16 protein-coding genes are annotated in these 18677 nt (G+C 67.0%); 11 read left to right on the top strand and 5 right to left on the bottom strand.

The genetic code is table 11. The features are described 5' to 3' along the window. Positions 1-172: 172 nt before the first annotated feature. On the bottom strand, positions 173-721 hold the full coding sequence (locus FBY33_RS01325; protein WP_142028952.1) for a YceI family protein: 549 nt from the start codon (positions 719-721) through the stop codon (positions 173-175). A gap of 216 nt (positions 722-937) precedes the next feature. Here FBY33_RS01325 and FBY33_RS01320 point away from each other — a divergent pair, with 216 nt between their 5' ends. The 10 genes from FBY33_RS01320 to FBY33_RS01275 all read left to right on the top strand — a co-directional run bounded on the left by FBY33_RS01320 (position 938) and on the right by FBY33_RS01275 (position 15145). Further along, positions 938-1618, top strand: a complete 681-nt coding sequence (locus tag FBY33_RS01320; RefSeq protein ID WP_142028951.1) for a histidine phosphatase family protein — start codon at positions 938-940, stop codon at positions 1616-1618. A gap of 35 nt (positions 1619-1653) precedes the next feature. Then, positions 1654-2232 (top strand): TlpA family protein disulfide reductase, encoded by a 579-nt coding sequence (locus FBY33_RS01315; RefSeq protein ID WP_142032421.1) that lies wholly within the window; start codon positions 1654-1656, stop codon positions 2230-2232. A gap of 9 nt (positions 2233-2241) precedes the next feature. Then, positions 2242-2997, top strand: a complete 756-nt coding sequence (locus tag FBY33_RS01310) for a cytochrome c biogenesis CcdA family protein (protein WP_142028950.1) — start codon at positions 2242-2244, stop codon at positions 2995-2997. Further along, positions 2997-4784 carry a cytochrome c biogenesis protein ResB gene (resB, locus tag FBY33_RS01305; RefSeq protein ID WP_142028949.1) on the top strand — a complete coding sequence of 596 codons (1788 nt, stop codon included), beginning with the start codon at positions 2997-2999 and terminating at the stop codon, positions 4782-4784. Before FBY33_RS01310 ends, resB begins: the two co-directional genes overlap by 1 nt. Further along, the gene (ccsB, locus tag FBY33_RS01300) at positions 4784-5893 is read left to right on the top strand and encodes a c-type cytochrome biogenesis protein CcsB (RefSeq protein ID WP_142028948.1); all 1110 of its coding nucleotides are present in this window, start codon (positions 4784-4786) and stop codon (positions 5891-5893) included. The genes resB and ccsB overlap by 1 nt, the downstream gene beginning before the upstream one ends. A gap of 215 nt (positions 5894-6108) precedes the next feature. Beyond that, positions 6109-8226 (top strand): Hsp70 family protein, encoded by a 2118-nt coding sequence (locus tag FBY33_RS01295; RefSeq protein ID WP_142032419.1) that lies wholly within the window; start codon positions 6109-6111, stop codon positions 8224-8226. Between the two features lie 52 nt (positions 8227-8278). Next, a complete protein-coding gene (locus tag FBY33_RS01290) occupies positions 8279-10387 on the top strand; it encodes a LuxR C-terminal-related transcriptional regulator (protein WP_142028947.1) in 2109 nt (702 codons plus the stop codon). A 165-nt stretch (positions 10388-10552) separates the two neighbouring features. Further along, positions 10553-11638: an IniB N-terminal domain-containing protein gene (locus tag FBY33_RS01285; protein ID WP_142028946.1), complete on the top strand. Its 1086-nt coding sequence runs from the start codon at positions 10553-10555 to the stop codon at positions 11636-11638. 112 nt (positions 11639-11750) lie between these two features. Then, positions 11751-13655, top strand: a complete 1905-nt coding sequence (locus FBY33_RS01280; RefSeq protein WP_142028945.1) for a dynamin family protein — start codon at positions 11751-11753, stop codon at positions 13653-13655. Then, positions 13652-15145: a dynamin family protein gene (locus FBY33_RS01275; protein WP_142028944.1), complete on the top strand. Its 1494-nt coding sequence runs from the start codon at positions 13652-13654 to the stop codon at positions 15143-15145. The genes FBY33_RS01280 and FBY33_RS01275 overlap by 4 nt, the downstream gene beginning before the upstream one ends. 50 nt (positions 15146-15195) lie before the next feature. On the opposite strand, the gene FBY33_RS01270 is transcribed toward FBY33_RS01275, so the two are convergent. Together FBY33_RS01270 and FBY33_RS01265 are read right to left on the bottom strand one after the other, a co-directional pair. Then, positions 15196-15759 carry a hypothetical protein gene (locus FBY33_RS01270; RefSeq protein WP_235010289.1) on the bottom strand — a complete coding sequence of 188 codons (564 nt, stop codon included), beginning with the start codon at positions 15757-15759 and terminating at the stop codon, positions 15196-15198. A 5-nt stretch (positions 15760-15764) separates the two neighbouring features. Beyond that, positions 15765-16154 carry a PLD nuclease N-terminal domain-containing protein gene (locus FBY33_RS01265; RefSeq protein ID WP_142028943.1) on the bottom strand — a complete coding sequence of 130 codons (390 nt, stop codon included), beginning with the start codon at positions 16152-16154 and terminating at the stop codon, positions 15765-15767. A 61-nt stretch (positions 16155-16215) separates the two neighbouring features. Between FBY33_RS01265 and FBY33_RS01260 the strand changes: the two genes are divergently transcribed. Next, positions 16216-16527, top strand: coding sequence for a DUF4229 domain-containing protein (locus tag FBY33_RS01260; protein WP_200831293.1), 312 nt, complete (start codon positions 16216-16218; stop codon positions 16525-16527). On the opposite strand, the gene FBY33_RS01255 is transcribed toward FBY33_RS01260, so the two are convergent. Both FBY33_RS01255 and FBY33_RS01250 read right to left on the bottom strand, forming a co-directional pair. Further along, a complete protein-coding gene (locus FBY33_RS01255) occupies positions 16524-17405 on the bottom strand; it encodes a 1,4-dihydroxy-2-naphthoate polyprenyltransferase (protein WP_142028941.1) in 882 nt (293 codons plus the stop codon). The genes FBY33_RS01260 and FBY33_RS01255 overlap by 4 nt on opposite strands. A gap of 76 nt (positions 17406-17481) precedes the next feature. Continuing rightward, complete coding sequence (locus FBY33_RS01250; protein WP_200831292.1) at positions 17482-18675, bottom strand: AMP-binding protein; 1194 nt, start codon at positions 18673-18675, stop codon at positions 17482-17484. Between the last annotated feature and the right edge of the window lie 2 nt (positions 18676-18677).

Here is an 18677-nt window from a genome sequence, read left to right as displayed (position 1 = left end):
CGGGAATCGGTCCTCTGCCTTCCCCCCAGCATGGCTTAAGTCCACCGTACCCCCGGCAGGCGGCGTTGTGGGTGATTCCACCGCTATTGCCGCAGGTGGTTGCCGTTAAACAAGGGACCCCGGCGCCAGGCCGGGAAGGCCTAGTGCCGGGGTGTGCCCTGGCGGGGTGGAATTACGCTGCGGGAGCGATGAAGGCGAGTTCCAGGTTGATGGCAACCTTGTCGCTGACCAGCACGCCGCCGGCTTCCAGGGCCGCGTTCCAGGTGAGGCCAAAGTCCTTGCGGCTGATGGTGGTCTCGGCGGAGACGCCGGCGCGGGTGTTGCCGAACGGATCAACGGCTACGCCGTTGAACTCGGTTTCCAGGGTCACCGGACGGGTGACGCCCTTGATGGTCAGGTCGCCGGTGAGCTCGTAGCTGTTGCCCTTGGCCACCAGGCCGTTGGACACGAAGGAGATCTCCGGGAACTTCTCCACGTCGAAGAAGTCCTCGCCCTTGACGTGGCCATCGCGGTTGGCGTCGCCGGAATCGAAGCTGGCGGTCTGGATGGTGGCGTTGATCGTGGAGTCTGCAACGTCCTGGGCCAGGTCCAGGGTGGCGGCGGCTTCCTTGAACTGGCCGCGGACCTTGCTGATGCCTGCGTGGCGGACGGTGAAGCCGATCTCGCTGTGGGAGTTGTCCAGGGTCCAGGTGCCGGTGGTGGCGTCTGCGGGAAGTGCCATGATGTTGCTCCTTGTATAGGTATGCGGGCTGCTGTACTGCCGTTGAACCTTCATCTATTGAAGCCTCAACTAACTTGCTGCATCCAGTATAAACATGCATTTGCATCTTTTGTTCCCGGTCCCGGAACATTTCTTCAAAAACTTCAGTTCTACTGTTTGTAGAAAGCATGTGCGGGAGATTTCGGATCGCACGCCATCTTTGAGAAACTGGTAAACATGCCCCAAGCCACTGTCCATCTGCTCCGCCACGGCGAGGTCCATAATCCCGACGGCGTTCTCTATGGGCGGCTTCCCGAATTCCACCTCTCCGAACTGGGACAGGAGATGGCCCGGACGCTCGCAGAACACTTCCGGCAGCGCGCCGAGCTCGGCGCCCGCATCACCTACCTGGCCGCCTCCCCGCTGGACCGTGCGCAGGAGACTGCGCGGCCGACGTCGGAAGCCCTGCGCCTGCAGATCCACACCGATGAGCGGATCATCGAAGCCGAAAACTACTTCGAGGGCATGAAGGTCACCAAGGCCGAGCTCCGGCGGCCGCGCCACTGGCCGCGCCTGGTCAACCCGCTGCGCCCGTCCTGGGGCGAACCGTACAAGCAGCAGGCCGCAAGGGTGGCCGCGGCTGCGCAGGACGCCCGGCTGCGGGCCATTGAACTCGCTGCGGGCGACTTTGGCCCCCGCGGGCCCGAGGCAATCCTGGTGAGCCACCAGCTGCCCATCTGGACCGCCCGGCTGAGCGCCGAAGGCCGGCCCCTGTGGCACGATCCGCGCAAGCGCGAGTGCACCCTGACATCCGTTACGTCCTTGGTGTTCGACGACGACGGCTCGCTTTTGCGGGTCGAGTACAGCGAACCCGCGGCGTCCCTTCTTCCCGGTGCCGCCAGCACCCCCGGAGCCTGACCGTGAGCAGCAACAACCTTCCCTCGCGCCGGAGCATGCTCGCTGCCGGCGGCATGGCCCTCACCGCGCTGACCCTGGGCCTGTCCGGCTGTGCCCAGGAGGACGCACTGGCCAAGCAGGCCAAGGCGGGGGACAACAAGAACTATGTGGCGGGCGACGGCTCCGTGACCGAGTTCGCTGCCGGGGACCGCAAGGACGCCGTGCAGATCCAAGGTGCGCTTTTCAACGGCACCGCTGTGACCCCCGCGGATTTCCAGGGCAAGGTCAGCGTCCTGAACTTCTGGTTCGCCGCATGCGCCCCCTGCCGGGTGGAGGCGCCGCTCCTGGAAGCACTGCACCAGGAGTTCAAGGACCAGGGCGTCCAGTTCTTCGGCGTCAACCTCCGGGACGAAAAGCCCACGGCGGAGGCGTTCGAGAAGACCTTCAACCTGACCTACCCGAGTTTTGACGACAAGGACGGCGGCGTCCTGCTGTCCGTATCCGGCCTGGTACCGCCCGGCGCCGTACCCACCACCCTGGTCCTGGACAAGCAGGGACGGGTGGCCTCGCGCGTCCTCGGCGAGATTGAAAAGGGCACCCTGAAGGCCCTCATCAGCGCCGCCGTGGCCGAGTAGGGCGGGACCGTGAACAGCCCCTTTGCTGAAGCCATCCTCAGCGGCTCCATCCTGCTGGCCATTCCGGTGGCACTGCTCGCCGGACTGGTTTCCTTCCTTTCCCCCTGCGTCCTTCCACTGGTTCCCGGCTACCTCGGCTACGTCACGGGCCTGAGCGGCGTGGACCTGCAAAAGCAAAAACGCGGCAGGATGCTGGCCGGGATCGGCCTGTTCGTCCTGGGCTTCTCGGTGATCTTCGTCCTGCTGGGCGGCGCCTTCGGCCAGCTGGGCACCCTGATCACCGGCAGCCAGAACGCCTGGATCACCCAGCTCCTGGGGGTCCTGGTGATCATCATGGGCATCGTCTTCATGGGCGGCTTCAGCTGGCTCCAGCGGGACGCGAAGATCCATGCCAAACCGCCGGCAGGACTCTGGGGCGCGCCGTTGCTGGGCCTGACTTTCGGGCTGGGCTGGGCGCCGTGCATCGGCCCCACCTATTCGGCCGTCCAGCTGCTGAGCCTTTCCGGGGGATCCTCAGCCGCCAAGGGCGCCTTCCTGGCGTTTGTCTACAGCCTGGGACTGGGCATTCCGTTCCTGCTGATCGCGCTGGCCCTGCGCCGGGGGATGGGCGTCATGGCGTTCTTCCGCAAGCACCGGCTGGCCATCCAGCGGACCGGCGGCGGAATCCTGGTGGTGCTTGGGCTGCTGATGGCCACCGGCGTCTGGGGGACCTGGGTGACCGGGCTGCAGTACTGGTTCCAAACCGACGTGAAGTTGCCAATCTGATGAGCGAGCGTGTGAACGTAAAAAAGAAGCAGTCCGCCCCTGTTGCAGAGGCAAAAGCCCAGGCAGCCCTTCCGGCCCTGGGCCCAAGGGGCATGCTTCGATGGGCCTGGACGCAGTTGACCAGCATGCGCACCGCGCTGTTCCTGCTGCTGCTCCTCGCCGTCGCTGCCGTCCCCGGCTCGCTGTTCCCGCAGCGGCCCGCCAACCCGGCCGTGGTGACCCAGTACATCAAGGACCACCCGGACTACGGCAAGCTGCTGGACTCCCTGCAGCTCTATGATGTCTACTCTTCGGCCTGGTTCTCAGCGATCTACCTTCTGTTGTTCATCTCGCTGATCGGCTGCGTGGTGCCGCGCGCCATCGCCCACTACAAAGCCATGCGCTCCCAGCCCCCGCGCACGCCCCAGCGCCTCTCCCGGCTGCCGGAATACGGCACCCTGGTGATTCCTGCCGGAGCCCGGATCCCGGCGTCGGACGCCATCCACGGTGCCGCGGGGCTGCTGCGGAAGCGCGGCTACCGGGTTGAGGTCCGGGACGCCGACGGCGACCGCCCGTCCCTGGGGGCCGAGCGCGGCTTCATGAAGGAAGTGGGCAACCTCGTCTTCCACACCTCGCTGATCGGCGTGCTGGTGGCGGTGGCCGCAGGCGGCCTGTTCGGGTACAGCGGCCAGCGCATCCTGGTGGAAGGCGACACCTTCGTGAACACCCTGGTGGGCTACGACCAGTTCAACCCGGGCACCAACTTCCAGTCCAGCCAGCTGCAGCCGTACTCGCTCCAGCTGGACAAGTTCAACATCACGTTCGACCGCGAATCCAGGGGCAAGTTCGGCCAGCCCATCGACTTCGCCGCGACCGTGACCACCAAGGAAAACCCGGACGCCCCACCCAAGCAGGAGATCCTGAAGGTCAACGATCCCGTGACCCTGGGCGGGACCAGCATCTACCTCACCGGCAACGGCTATGCACCGGTGGTGACCATCCGGGACGGGGCCGGCAACGTGGCCATGCAGGGCCCTGTGGTGGCCAAACTGCAGGGCGATAACTACTACTCCTCCGTGGTCATCAAAGTGCCGGACGCCCAGCCGGACCAGCTGGGGTTTGTGGGCTTCTTCCTCCCCACCGCGTTCGTGACCGACAAGAACGTCTCATTCAGTGCAGACCCGGAGCTGTTCAACCCCCAGCTGACCCTGAACTCCTACTACGGGGACCTGGGCCTGAACAGCGGCGCACCGCAGAACGTCTTCGAGCTGGACGTCAAGAACCTGACCCCGCTCAACGCCAGGAACCTGGCCGCCGGCGGCATCACGCTGGCGCCGGGCTCCACCTACACCCTGCCGGACGGCAAGGGCACCATCAGCTTCGACGGCGTGAAGCGGTACATCGGCGTGGACATCCACCACAACCCCGGACAGGCCTACGCCCTGGTCTTCGCTTTGCTGGCCGTGGCTGGCCTCATCCTCTCGCTCTACGTCAACCGCCGGCGCGTCTGGGTGCGGACTGGCACTGCTGGGGACGGCCGGACCATGGTGGAATACGGACTCCTGGCCCGCGGTGAGGACCACCGCCTGGCCGGTGAGGCAGCAGCCCTCCGGAAACTCTTCGCCACCGAGTGGCAGCTGCCGGAAGACACCGAAGACAGCGCGTCTGAAGGCACTGCCTCTGAAATCACCGCCCAGTCCCAGCGAACTCCCAGCCGGGCAAGCCATAATGTCGCAGGCTCCGTCGACAATGCCGCAGGCCCCGTCACCACCCCAGCAGGCCCCACCGGGCCCGAAAAGGACCAGTAATGCCATTTGGAATCAACGAAACCATGGGCCAGTACAGCGAACTCTTCATGCTGCTGGCGGCGGGTACCTACACCGTGGCCTTCATCGCCTTCGCCTGGGACCTGGCCAAGAGCAGCAAGGCGCTGCGCGCCGTGGACCTCAAGGCCGCCCAGGCAAGTGCTGCCGCGAAGGTTCCCGTAGTCGCCGGTGTTGCTGCCGGGGCCGGGGAGCGCGAAGGATCCGGCATTGAGTCCCGCCTGGACGGGCCGGCCGGCCGGGCCGAGCGTCCGTCGTCGTCCACTGCCAAAACGGGCCGGGCAGGAACCGGCGGCGTCGTGACAGCCGACGGCGACATGAAGTACGCCGCGGAGCGCCGGGTCCCGGCGCGGGTCGCCGTAGCCTTGACCACCCTTGCGGCCGTCATCCACGGCGCCGGCGTGGTCACCAGGGCCCTGGGCGCAGGCCGGGTGCCGTGGGGCAACATGTACGAATTCCTCACCACAGGCGCGTTCCTGGTGGCAGCCGTGTTCCTGCTCTCGCTGATCCGGCGCGACCTCCGCTTCCTGGGCACCTTCGTGGTGGGCCTGGTGGTCATCATGCTGGTGGCTGCCTCGGTGGCGTTCTGGACCCCGGTGGGCCACCTGGTTCCCGCCCTCCAGAGCTACTGGCTGGTCATCCATGTTTCCATCGCGGTGCTGTCTTCCGCGCTGTTCACGCTGACCTTTGCCATGTCCGCACTGCAGCTGGTGCAGTCCCACCGACAGAAGACCGTGGCCGCCGGCGGCGCCGACAAACTCGGCTTCATGCGCCTGGTGCCGTCCGCGCTGAGCCTGGAAAACCTCTCCTACCGCATTAACGCCATCGCCTTCATCGGCTGGACCTTCACCCTGATGTTCGGTGCCATCTGGGCCGAGAAAGCCTGGGGCCGGTTCTGGGGCTGGGACACCAAGGAGGTATGGACCTTTGTGATCTGGGTTGTCTACGCCGGATACCTGCACGCACGTGCCACCCGCGGCTGGACCGGAACACGCGCCGCCTGGCTGTCGATCGTGGGCTACCTCTGCGTGATCTTCAACTTCACCATCGTGAACCAGTTCTTCAACGGGCTCCACTCCTACTCGGGCCTCTAAGAGGATCAGCAGGCCGCTCGAACAGGGCCTTCCGGCCCTAAAAACCGGGATTTTAGGACCCCAAAACGGGTGACGGCACTCAGTTGCGGCTACTGCCCGGTAAATAACCATTCGATGTAGCAACAGGGGTGTTCCCCGGTCCTTGGGTAATGCTACGTTGGTGACGTTCCCTGTGATGAAGCTTGCAGGTGGACCACCAGCTTTCCGAGGTACCCATGAGCTACGCTCTCGCCGTTGACGTCGGGACCAGTTTCACGGCAGCTGCCGTTGTTCGTTTCCACCAAGGTCCCTCCGCCGTGCCTGAGTGCCTGCCCCTTGGCGCGCGTGGAGCGTCCGTGCCCTCCGTGGTGTACTACCCCGAGGAAGGCCCCGTCCTGGTGGGCGAGGCCGCGGAACGCCGCGGACTGGATTCGCCCGAACGCGTAGTGCGGGAATTCAAGCGCCGGATCGGCGACGACGTCCCCTTCGTCCTGGGCACCCTGGCCCTGCAGCCGGAAGATGTCTTCGCCACCATGGCCCGTTGGGTGGCGGACCGGGCCGCCGAACGCGAGGGGGGCCCGGCGTCGGCCGTTTTCCTGACCCACCCCGCAGCCTGGGGCAACCACCGCCTGTCAGTGATCCGCGATGCCCTCGCCGCGCATGGCCTGGAGAACGTCACCCTCCTTCCCGAACCCGAGGCCGCAGCCCTGCACTACGCATCCCAGGTGCGGGTGGAGGAAGGCAGCACCATTGCCGTGTACGACCTCGGTGGCGGCACCTTCGATACCGCCGTGCTGAGGAAGTCCGGCAGCAGCCGCTTTGAGCTCCTGGGGCGCCCGGAGGGCATCGAAGACCTGGGCGGCGCCGACTTTGACGCCGCCGTATTCCGGTACGTGGTTACGCATACAGGGAACGCGCTGGAAGATCTGGACACCAGCGATCCGGCGGTGCTGGGAGCCTTGACGCGGCTCCGGCGGGAATGCGTGGAGGCCAAGGAAGCGCTCTCTGCGGACAGTGAGGCCAGCATTCCGGTGCTGCTGCCCGGCGTCCAGCAGCAGGTCCGCCTGGTCCGTTCAGAGTTCGAGGCGCTGATCGAAGAGCCCGTGCGGGAAACGGTGGAGGCCCTGGAGCATTCCCTGGCCCAACTCCACCTGGAGCCGGCAGACCTGTCCACGGTGCTGTTGATCGGGGGCTCGTCCCGGATTCCCCTGGTGGCCCAGGTGGTGTCGGAGGAGCTGGACCGGCCCATCGCGGTGGACGCCGACCCCAAGTCCTCCATTTGCCTGGGGGCCGCCGTAGCGGCCGTCCTTGCCAACGCCGCAGCTGCGGCAGAAGCTGAAGCAGCGGAATCCCAGGCGGTAGTCACCGCAGCGGAGGCTCCGCCCGCCGTCGTACTCTCTGAAGTACCGCCTGCGCCAACCGGCCCGGCCATGCCCAGCTGGTCGCGCAAATATACGACGGCGGCAGGCGCGCCTGCAGGGCCGGGCACCGTCCGCGGTGCCCGGCACGGGGCAGGGGGCGCGCACGCCCCGAAACCCACCGTCCGCGTGACCGCTGTTGCCGCAGCCGCCGCTCTCCTGACGGTCCTCACGGCAACTGCCGCCCAAAGCCCGGACGGCTTCGGCAGCCTGACAGCCATGTTCGTGCCCCAGGCCGGTGCCAGCACTACAGGCGGCTCAGATGCAGCCGGTACCGACGCGGCCGGTGCCGGGGATGCAGCCAGCGCTGCCGGGGTCCCTCAACCACTCGCAGGCATCGAGGCCAGCGCCAAGCAACCCCTTGCCCCAGGGCCCGGGCTGGAAGCAGCTGCCGCACCCCCCGCCGCGCAGGAAGCCGGCAGCGAAGGCCCGGGGCCAGGAAGCAGCGCCATTGCGGACGGACCTGTTGTGGCAGGCGAAGCTGCCGCCGCCGATCCACTCGCTGGTTCCGGGGGGACGCCGGACGGCGCAGGGACTGTTCCGGGAGCCGTTACCGTGGATCCCACCTCCCCGTTGGACACCTCTTCCGGGACTCCTTCGGACACTCCTTCCGGGACCCCGTCGGACACCCCTTCGGACACCCAGCAGCCCGGCGGTTCAGCCGAACCCACTCGGAGTTCAGACACCGAAACTCCAACCGATTCCGGGACAGGGGACACTACCACTCCTCCCGCGACTGATCCGCCCACTGAGGGAACGACCTCGCCCACCCCGACGGACAACACAAGTTCGACACCTGCCCCTAATCCCTCGACGACCATAACGGAGGTGGCCGTGGAAGCTACGTCATTGTCGCAAGAGACACCGGTGGAGCCCGCCTCCCCTTCTGTTGAAGCAGCCGTTGAAACGGCCCCGACCACCTCTCCGGCGGCCTGATATGGACGGGCAGATCCAGGGAGCGGAGCTTCAGGACATGCAGCATCAGGACATGCAAAATCAGGACGGGCAGTATCAGGACGTGCAGTTTCAGCGGGAGGAACACCTGGAGGCCGCGTCCGCGCGACCGGAGGACCAGGGGCACCCGTTGCACGCCGCAGAGCTAATGGCCAGGCAGCTGAAGGGCACCAACGCCGTGGTGCGGGAACTGCTGATGGCGCTGTCAGTGGGTTTCGCTTTGCCGGGGCCGCTGCCTGCGGGCCTGCAGCAGAAGTTCGGCAACGGCGGGGTGGAGGACCTTGATGCCCTGGTGGACCGGGCAGAGGCCGCAGGGCTGCTGGGGCCGGACGGTACTGTGGTGGGCACGGCGCAGCACGCACTGCTGGCCGCCACACCCATTGCCAAGGTTCACGCGCTCCAGCGTGAGCTCGTGGATGTGTTCACCTCGACGGGACAGCGGCTGGGAAACCTTGCCCGCGAGCTTGCCCGGGGAGGACTTACTGACGCCCGGGTGGCCGCGGAACTCGAGCTGGCAGCGGACAATGCACTGGAGCATAACCCCAGGCTCGCGTCGCAGCTCTACGAGGAGGCCCTCCTGGCCGGCGCCGATCCGGTGGCGACGGCAGCACGGCGCGCGCAGGCGGCAGCCGGCGATGGTGAACTTGATGCCGCTGCCCGCACCATCGACACGCTCCTGGTCAGCACGGAACCGCAGGATGCCCGCCGGGGTGCGGACGTGGCCGCCTCCGTTTGGGCCCAACGGGGGATGCTTGCCCGCGGAGCCGATGTCTACAGCTGGCTGGGCCCGGAGCGGGTGGGCGTATCAGCGCCCCTCGCCGCCGTCGTCCTGATAGGAGTGGGAGACCGGGACGGTGCGGAGGCATTCTTCCAGCCCGGGGCGCCGGCAGCGTCACCCACCCTGCTTGCCGCCACCCTGGTCCAGACTGGCCAGGGCGTCTTTGCATCCCTGGGCGAGAAACCGCAACAGGGCATCTCCGTGCTGATCCACGCGTCGGACACGCTGAACTCGGCAGGAACATCACTTCCGTTGCCGGAAACACCAGCCGCACTGGCAGCCCTGCTGGCCCTGCACACCGGTGAGCCACACCTGGCGGAAACCGTCTGCAGGGCTGCTGCCGCTGCCGGGCAGGGAGGCAATGCCGCGCAGCCCAGGCTCCTGCTGCTGCAGGCCTGGGCGTGCATGATGCAGGACAAACTCGAGGATGCCCGGCTGGCCGCCACGGAAGCCGCCAAGGCTAACCACTGGCCGCTGGTCCCGCGCGACGAGTTCATGTGCGCTGCACTCGAGGTGGGCCTCGCCCGGCGGAACGGCGACGTTCCGGAACTCCTCAGGGCATGGGAACGGGCGCGCGAGGCCATGCTCCATACCTCGGTGGACCTCTACAACCTGCTGCCGTGGGGGGAACTGCTGATCGCTGCTGCCCGCCTGCGGGAGACGCGGCGCGTGGTGCACTACCTGGAAGAGGCATGGAAGCTGCTGGGCCGCCTGGGCGAACCCGCCCTGTGGGCCGTTCCCCTGCATTGGGCCGCCGTCCAGGCCGCACTGCTCAATGAAAGCCCCGCCGATCTTGCCCCGCATGCAACGGCGCTGGCACGGGCCTCTGCCCACAGCCAGCTTGCCGCAGTCCTGGCCACGGCGGGAAAAGCCTGGGTATCGGTGCTCGCCGGCCGCTTCCGCACCTCCGACGTGGAGGGCGCGGCCAGGCTGCTCGGTGCTGTTGGAATGCCCTGGGAGGGCGCAAGGCTGGCCGGTCACGCCGCCGCGCGTGCCGACGAGCGGCGGGACATGATGCGCCTGCTCTCCTGCGCCCGGGACCTTCACCCGCAGGGCAGCCCGGCCGGCGGCATGTCAGGGGCCGGGATTCAAACCGGGACTCCTGCCGAGAACGGCGGCAGGGCGCACCAGCCGGACGGCTCCGGACTGAGTGAACGGGAAAAGGAAGTGGCCAGGCTGGTCCTTGAGGGCAAAACCTACCGGGAGATCGGCGAAGCCATCTACATTTCGCCCAGGACGGCAGAACATCACATTGCCCGGATTCGTCGCCGCCTTGGCGCTGAAAACCGGTCCGACCTGCTGGCCCGTTTGAGGGTGGCACTCGGCGTTGAGAATAACCAGCACATGAACCCGCAACAGGAGTAGTCCCTAATGCCCCTAGCAGCGGAGGCGGGAGCGCCCCGGGCCGGATCCAACCGGTAGGGGGAATGCGCCCGATGCCCTGTCTCCGGCAGCGAACCTAGGTTTGAAGCAGCCGGACACGTTCCGCCGGATGATCCGTAACTCAACGAAGATGTGAGGACCACGCATATGCCAACACTCGCAAACGACCTTGTTCAATTCCTGATGCACCTCTTTGGCAACCGCAAGGCTTTCCAGGCCTTCCTGGATGACCCGGAGAGGGCGTTATCCGAACACGGCCTGGGGAACGTGTGCCTGGCTGACGTTGACGCTGCAATGCCTGTGGTCCTCGACTATGCACCCATCAGCGTCAACGCCCCGTCGTTCGAGCGCGAATACAACACCGGCGTCAGCAACGCGTGGGCGGGAGCAGGCGCCTCGGCGGGCCATGCCGTGGGTGCATCAGCTGTCCACAGCGGAAGCCAGGGTGCCGCACATGGCGGCAGGAATTACGACCAGGACGACCACGCCCACGCGGTACAGCAACTGCACCACGTGGTAAACCACTTCTCCTATACCACCAGCACCACCATGGTGGACGACCGGGACACCGTCACGGACCAGTCGGTCAGCCAAAACATCTGGGCGGACGGAGACGTGGAGCAGTGGTTCGACAACGACGCCGTGGTGGCAGCCGGGGACCATGCCGTGGCCGCCGGCGACGACGCCGATCTCCAGGACTCGAACAACATCAGGGATTCCTACAACACCGACCGTTCCACCGACGAGTCCACGGACAATTCCATCCGGGCCGGCGGAGACGTCAACATCGGCAACGAGGAGACGGACATCGCCGACTCCTTCAACACGGACCTGGACCTGGACGACTCCTTCAACGACAACTCGGACCAGTCGGACCACTCCGTCAGCACTGACACGGACCTCGATGTCCGCGACTCGTTCAACGACAACTCGGACAACTCCACCCAGAACACTGTGGAGGTGGAGGACTCCTTCAACCAGGACAGCTCCACCACGACGGCGGTGGAGGACTCCTTCAACCAGGACAACTCCACTGCCACAGCGGTGGATGTCGACGTCGACGTGGAAGACTCCTTCCAGGACAACTCGGCCACGAGCAATGTGGAGGACAGCGTGGTGGTCGCGGACAACCAGCTCGACTTCACGGAGGACAACTCCAGCCACACCGATATTGACCTCGATAACGACACCACCATCGACGATTCGGTGGTTGACGACTCCACCGTGCTGTAACACGCTGGTTCCAACACGCTACGTCCGGGACGTAAACCGCCCGGCAGGAGGCACATACCTCCTGCCGGGCTGTTCCCGTAGTACCGACAGCGCACAGAAAAAGGGGACCGCTGTGGCAGAAGCAGGACCGGCAAGGGCACCGGGGCCAACAACGGCCGGCCAGCTGGTGAGGCTCGTTGAGGAGGGCCTGCAACTGGTGGGCGCCGGAGAGCGTGCGGACCTGCGCAGGAGGCTGGCCCAGGCCATGGCCCGCCTGCAGGACCCCAGCATCCGGGTCATTGTGGTGGGGGAGTTCAAGCAGGGGAAAAGCAAGCTCATCAATGCCCTGGTGAACGCACCCGTGTGCCCGGTGGACGACGACATTGCCACCTCCGTGCCCACCATCGTCCGCTACGGGGATCCGGCCTCAGCCGCGGTGCTGGTCCCCGCGGCGGAACAACCTGCCGGCGAGGCTGCGGGTGACGGCGGGGACAACAGCGTTGAGCGCCGGCCCGTCGACCTGGCAGATCTTCCGGCGCTCGTCTCGGAGCAGGGCAACCCGGGCAACAGCAGGAAACTCATGGCCGCGGAGGTCTGCCTGCCCCGGCGGATCCTCACCGGGGGCCTCAGCATCATTGATTCCCCGGGCGTGGGCGGCATGGGCTCCACCCATACCCTCACCACCCTTACCGCCCTGCCCACCGCCGACGCCATGCTGCTGGTATCGGACGCCTCCCAGGAATACACGGAGCCGGAACTGCGGTTCCTGCGCCAGGCCATGCGGATCACCCCCAGCGTTGCAGCCGTCCTCTCCAAGACGGACCTCTACCCGGAATGGCGCCGGGTGGAGGAGCTGGACAGGACACACCTGGACCAGGTGGCGCCGGAGATTCCGCTGTTCCCGTTGTCCGCGGACCTCCGCCTTGAGGCCTCACGGCTCCAGGACAGCGAGCTCAACGCAGAATCGGGCTTCCCCGCCCTGGTGGCCCACCTTCGCAACGATGTGGTGGGCAAGGCACAGCGCATCCAGCGCCGGTCCGTCAGCCAGGACCTGTTGTCCGTGACGGACAACCTGCGGCTGTCCCTGCAGTCCGAGCTTGAGGCCCTGGAAAACCCTGCCGGTACGCCGCAGATGCTTGCGGACCTTGAGCGGGCCAAGACAGAGGCGGACGACATGCGGAAACGGTCCGCCCGCTGGCAGTTGACCCTCAGCGACGGCATCAACGACCTCATTGCCGACATGGAGTACGACCTCCGGGACCGCCTGCGCCGGATCCAGCGGGAGGCCGAGACGGCCATAGACCAGGGCGATCCCGGACCGGTCTGGCCGCAGTTCTCCCAGTGGCTCGAAGAGTGCGTCGCCGCCGCCGTCTCCGACACCTTCGTCTGGACCAGCGAGCGGTCGCAATGGCTGGCCACACAGGTGGCCGAACACTTCGCCGCCGACGAAGTATCGCTGCCCGTATTGCACGTGGCCGACTCAGGGGACGCGCTGGACCCGGTGGACCAGATGCCGGGACTGGATCCGGGGCGCGTGAACCCGGTCCAGAAAGTCCTGATCGGCATGCGCGGGTCCTATGGCGGCGTCCTGATGTTTGGCCTCCTGACGGGAATTTTCGGGATGGCCCTGATCAATCCGCTCTCGGTGGGCGCCGGGCTGCTGCTGGGGCGCAAAGCCTACCGCGAGGACAAGGAAACACGGCTCAAGCGGCGCCAGGGCGAGGCGAAAGCGCTGGTCAGGCGCCAGCTCGACGACGTGACGTTCCAGGTGGGAAAGCAGCTGAAGGACAGGCTGCGCCTGGTTCAGCGGACCATCCGCGACCACTTCACCGAGATCGCGGACGAGTACCACAGGTCGTTGTCGGATTCCGTGGCCGCGGCCCAGAAGGCTGCCACATCGTATGCCCAGGAGAAGGAAGGACGCATCCGGGACATCAGGGCCGAACTCAAAAAGGTGGATGCGCTGCACCGCGCCGCGAAGGCCGCGGCCGCAGAGGTGCTTGCCGCCGGGACCCGCAGTGGGGCGGAGGTTGGATGACGCCGTCCACTACCGCGGGGGCAGCTGCGTTGATCCGGGAAGCGCTGGAGGTTTACGCCGACGACCCGCAGGCCGCCGCCGCGCTGCGCGGCTATGCGCGGCGCCTGGCGGAGCCCTTGAGGATTGCCGTTGCCGGCATGGTGAAGGCAGGGAAGTCAACGCTCCTCAACGCCATCATCGGTGAGGAAATCGCACCCACTGACACCGGCGAATGCACCCGGATCGTCACGTGGTACCGGCACGGACACAGTCCCCGCATCACCCTTCACCCCATCACCGGGGAGCCCCGGAACCTGCCGTTGAAGCGCGTGGACGGGCGCCTGGTCTTCGTCCTTGACGGCGTCCAGGCAGAAGACGTGGAACGGCTGGACGTCGAATGGCCCGTGCCGGCCCTGCAGGCCATGACGCTGATTGACACCCCTGGCATCGCCTCCCTCTCCCAGGACGTGTCAGCGCGGTCCTTGAGGTTCCTGACCCCGGAGGATTCGGCGTCGGAAGCTGATGCGGTCATCTACCTGATGCGCCACCTGCATGCGTCCGACCTCCGGTTCCTGGAATCCTTCCAGGACACCGGAACGGGCCGCTCGGGTACCGTCAACGCCCTCGCGGTATTGTCCCGGGCGGACGAGGTGGGGGCCGGCCGCATCGACTCCCTGCTGTCCGCCGGCACCATCGCGGAAAGGTACAGCCGGGACCCCAACCTCCGGAAGTTGGCATTGGGCGTTGTCCCCGTCGCCGGACTGCTCGCCCAAAGCGCCCGCACCCTTCGCCAGCCGGACTTCGAGGCCCTTCAACTGCTGGCCACCCTGGACCGGGCCGCGCGGGAACGGATGATGCTTTCGGCCGACAGGTTCCGCCGATCCGAGGAACCTGAGGGACTGACGGAAGAAGCACGCTCCTCACTGCTGGCGCGCTACGGGCTTTTCGGTATCCGGCTGGCCGTAGTCCTCATCCGCAACGGATACCCGGAACCAACGCCGCTGGCCCATGAACTGGCCCGCCGCAGCGGCCTGGATCCTCTGCTGGACGTACTGGACCGGCAGTTCCAGGCGCGGGCCGAGGCGCTCAAGGCCAGGACTGCACTGGTTGCGGTGGGGAACCTCCTGGACAGCCGCCCCTGCGAGGGATCGGAACGGTTGGCGGCGTCCCTGGAGCGGCTCCAGGCAAACGCGCATGAGTTCCGTGAGCTCCGGCTGCTGGCAGCCCTCCGGACCACTGGGGTGGACCTTGCCCCGGAACTGGCGGCGGAAGCTGAACGGCTCATCGGCGGTCACGGCACGGCTCCGGATCTGCGGCTGGGCCTGGCGGGAGACTCCAGCCCTCATCTGCTGGCCGCCGAGGCGCGGCGCTGCCTGGCACGTTGGCGCAGGGTTGCTGAAAGCCCGCTCACTCCCAGATCCGCACTTGAAGCCTGCCGGGTAGTGATCCGCAGCTGCGAGGGTGTCCTGGCGGATTTGGCGGGCAGGGACAGCCAGGCCCGGTCAGCGTAGGGAGCGGAGTCCCTACCCTGCTGGGCTCACGCTTCCGGCAAGGTTCCGTTTTAGGCAGGGTTCCGTTTCAGCCAGGCTCCGGCAGCCGGCAGGAACAGAAGGACGATCCCGGCGGCCGCAAGGAGCAGGCCGGCGCCCCACGCCATCACCACGTAGCTGCCCTCGGCGCCGCTGGGGACCAGGAAGGCCGATGCCAGGAGCAGGACGGGAACGTGGGCGGCCAGCAGCAGCAGCAGGACCCAGCGGGCCCACTTCCGGCGGCCCAGGGCCGCGCCCAGGAAAGCTGCTTCAAGCACGGTCACCAGCAACAGCGCACCGATGCTGCCCCAAAACACGATTTCCGCCGCAGTACCCACCGACTCGGCGTCGCTGCCTGACGCCATGTCCGCCACCACGCCACGGAGCCGCTGCAGGTTGGAGTCACGGGCCACGAACGATCCCAGCAGGACGGCCAGCCCAGCGGCGAAGCTGAGAACCCAAAGTGTGCGGGCCGTCCGGACAACCGGGGGCACCAGGGGAGTGACGGGGATGGGCGGCGGCGCGGAGTAGGACAGGCCGGGCCTTGGTGGGGGAGCCGGCAGGCGCCCCTCATCTCCGCCGGGTTGGAACGCCATGGGGCTTATTTCAGTCCGTCGGCATCGTGTTCATCGGTACCGCGCTGGCCGTTGCCGCCGTCCTCCTTGGCTTTCGCCTCCAGCTCATCCCGGAGCTTCTTCAGGCGCTCCGCCTCGGCCTGGTTGCGCCGGCGGGCCTCAAGGTTGCGGAGGAAATCCGGATCATCGTCCGGGGCAGTGGGATGCGGGTAGCTGGGGCGCGGCTGCGCCGTGCCGCGCGGCCTGCCGATCACGAGCCACAGAATGGCACCCAGGACGGGCAGGACGATCTGTACGATGATCCAGGCCGGTTTCGAAATTCCACGGGTCAGTCGGCCCTCAGTGCGAATCACGTCCACCAGGCCATACACGAAGATGACGAGGACTGCGACGGCCAAAGCCACACGGAAGAGCATGCCATTAAGTCTATCGTCAGGACGCGCAGGGGCCGCTGGCGGAGGCGGCTAAACTTGAATAGTGGCCTTTTTGAAATATTCCCTGATCCGGCTGGCGATCTTCGTGCCCCTGTTTGCCCTGTTTGCGCTTCTGCAGGTGGGGGTGCTGATGTCCGTCGTCTGCGCCGCGCTCATTGCCTTTGCCATCAGCTACCTCTTCTTTCAGAAGCAGCGCGACGCCGCCGCAGCAGCCCTGCAGCATCGCTTCTCCGGGAAGGCCAAGCCGCTGCGTTCCGCCGGCGAGGTCCAGGACGCCAACGCCGAGGACGCCCTGCTTGACGCCAATCCGGACATCACCATCAACAACGCCAAAGGCAGCGACCACAAGGGCTAGAACCCGTGGCTGAGGATCAGCCCCAGTGAGAACAGCACGCTGTAGCCCAGGTTGATCAGGCCGGTCTGCTTCAGGACCGGAATCAGGCTCTTGCGCTTCCGCCCGTTGATCATCAGCCAGGCCGGCATCAGGCAGGCCGGAATGAGCAGCAGCACGATCAGGATCCAGGGCCGGCCCGGCGCCAGGATCACCACCAGAAGGATGGCGACGGCGAGCATCAGGACGTAGCTTTCACGCGCATGCTTGTCACCCAGCCGCACGGCCAGGGTCTTCTTCCCGGCCTGCATGTCCGTGGGAATGTCCCGGACATTGTTGGCCATGAGCAGCGCCGTGGCGATCAGGCCGGTGCCGATGGCGCCAATGACCGCGGAGAGGCTGATGTGGCCGGCCTGGGTGTAGGTGGTGCCGAGGGTGGCCACCAGGCCGAAGAACACGAAGACGAAGAGATCGCCCAGGCCCATGTAGCCGTAGGGGTTCTTGCCGCCGGTGTAGCCCCAGGCAGCCATGACACAGCCGAGCCCCACCAGGATCAGCCACCACGCCTGGGTGAGGAACACCAGGACCAGGCCGAACACCATGGCCAGGGCGAAGGTTCCGAACGCCGCCCATTTGACGTGTTCAGGCTTGGCGGCGCCGGAGCCCACCAGCCGCAGCGGACCCACGCGGTCATCATCGGTCCCGCGGATGCCGTCCGAATAGTCGTTGGCAAAGTTCACGCCCACCTGGAGCAGGAGGGCTACCAGCGCCGCGAGGATGGCGTTGGGCAGGAGGAACGAGTCCATTTCGTAGGCGGCGGCAGTGCCGATCAGCACCGGCGCGATCGCTGCCGGGAGCGTCCGGAGTCGGGCGCCTTGGATCCATTGGGCGGCTGTGGCCACGGTTAGTACCTCGTGTTGTTTCGGTAAGACGGCAGGACGGAACGTGCGCACCCGCCGCGGTGGTGCAGGTCCAACTCTACGTTCCCCCGTGCAGGGCGCTGAGCTCGGCGGTCATGGCGAGCCGGTCAGGTTTGCCGTTGGGCAGCATCGGCAGGGCCGATGCGGTGAGGACGGTCTTGGGTGCCAGGACCCCCAGTTGCTGCTGCCACTGCTGCTGGAGCACGACGGCGGGGTCCCCGGCATGGTGCCGGGCAGCGGCTTCGGGGGCGAGGGCCACGTAGGCCGCCACGGCCTGGCCCCATTCCGCGGACGGTACCCCAGCCACGAAAGCCGAGGCGACGGCGTCGGACTTTTCCAACTGCTCCTGGACGTGCCCCGCGGATACCTTCACGCCGCCGGTGATGATGACGTCGTCCGCCCGGCCCAGCACAGTGAGGCGGCCGTCGTCGTCAATGGCGCCCAGGTCACTGGTGCGGTACCACCGCACGCCGTCCTCCTCGAAAAAGGTTCCGGTTTCCTCGTCCGGCGCCTCGATGTAGCCGGCCGCCACCGTGTCCCCGCCCAGCAGGATCCGGCCGTCCTCGGCCACCCGGACCGAGACGCCCTCCAAGGGGTAGCCGTCGTACACGCAGCCGCCGGAGGTTTCGGCCGAACCGTAGGTGGTGACCACCCGGACCCCGGCGTCCCGGGCAGCTGCCAGAAGGGCCGGCGGAGCGGGGGCGCCGCCCAGCAGGATGGCGTTGAAACGGCGGAGGACGGCGAGCGTGTCCGGCGACGGATCGTCCAGGAGCCGCTGCAGCTGGGTGGGAACCAGGGACGTGAACCGGATCTTGTCCGTCAGTTCCAGCGCGGCGGCGGTGAAGGCCTCCTGGGTGAAGCCGCCGGACATGTCCATGACCCAGGGCCGGGTGCCGGCGAACAGGGACCGCACCAGCACCTGGATACCGGCGACGAACTGGACGGGCAGCGCCAGCAACCACTGCCCCTCGCCCTTGAGCCGCAGGGCCGTGGCCATGGAGGAGGCCGCCAGGGATTCCACGGTCAGCAGGGTTGCCTTGGGTGTGCCGGTGGAACCCGAGGTGCGGACCACGGCCACGGCGTCGTCGCAGCCCGGCGTTTCCACGTGGCCCACCACCAGCCTGCCGTCGGGGCCTACGGACAGTTCGACGGCGGGGCCCTCGCCATGGAGGGCGGCCGCGAGGGCTTTCAGGGCGGGATCGATGTTCAGGGGCCCGATGGGGGCGGGTGCCGGGGTTTCTTCGCTGTTCATTG

This window comes from Arthrobacter sp. SLBN-112 (assembly GCF_006715225.1).
Lineage (GTDB): Bacteria > Actinomycetota > Actinomycetes > Actinomycetales > Micrococcaceae > Arthrobacter.
Note: the sequence above shows the minus strand (reverse complement) of the source record. Positions and strands in the feature narration are given on the sequence as shown.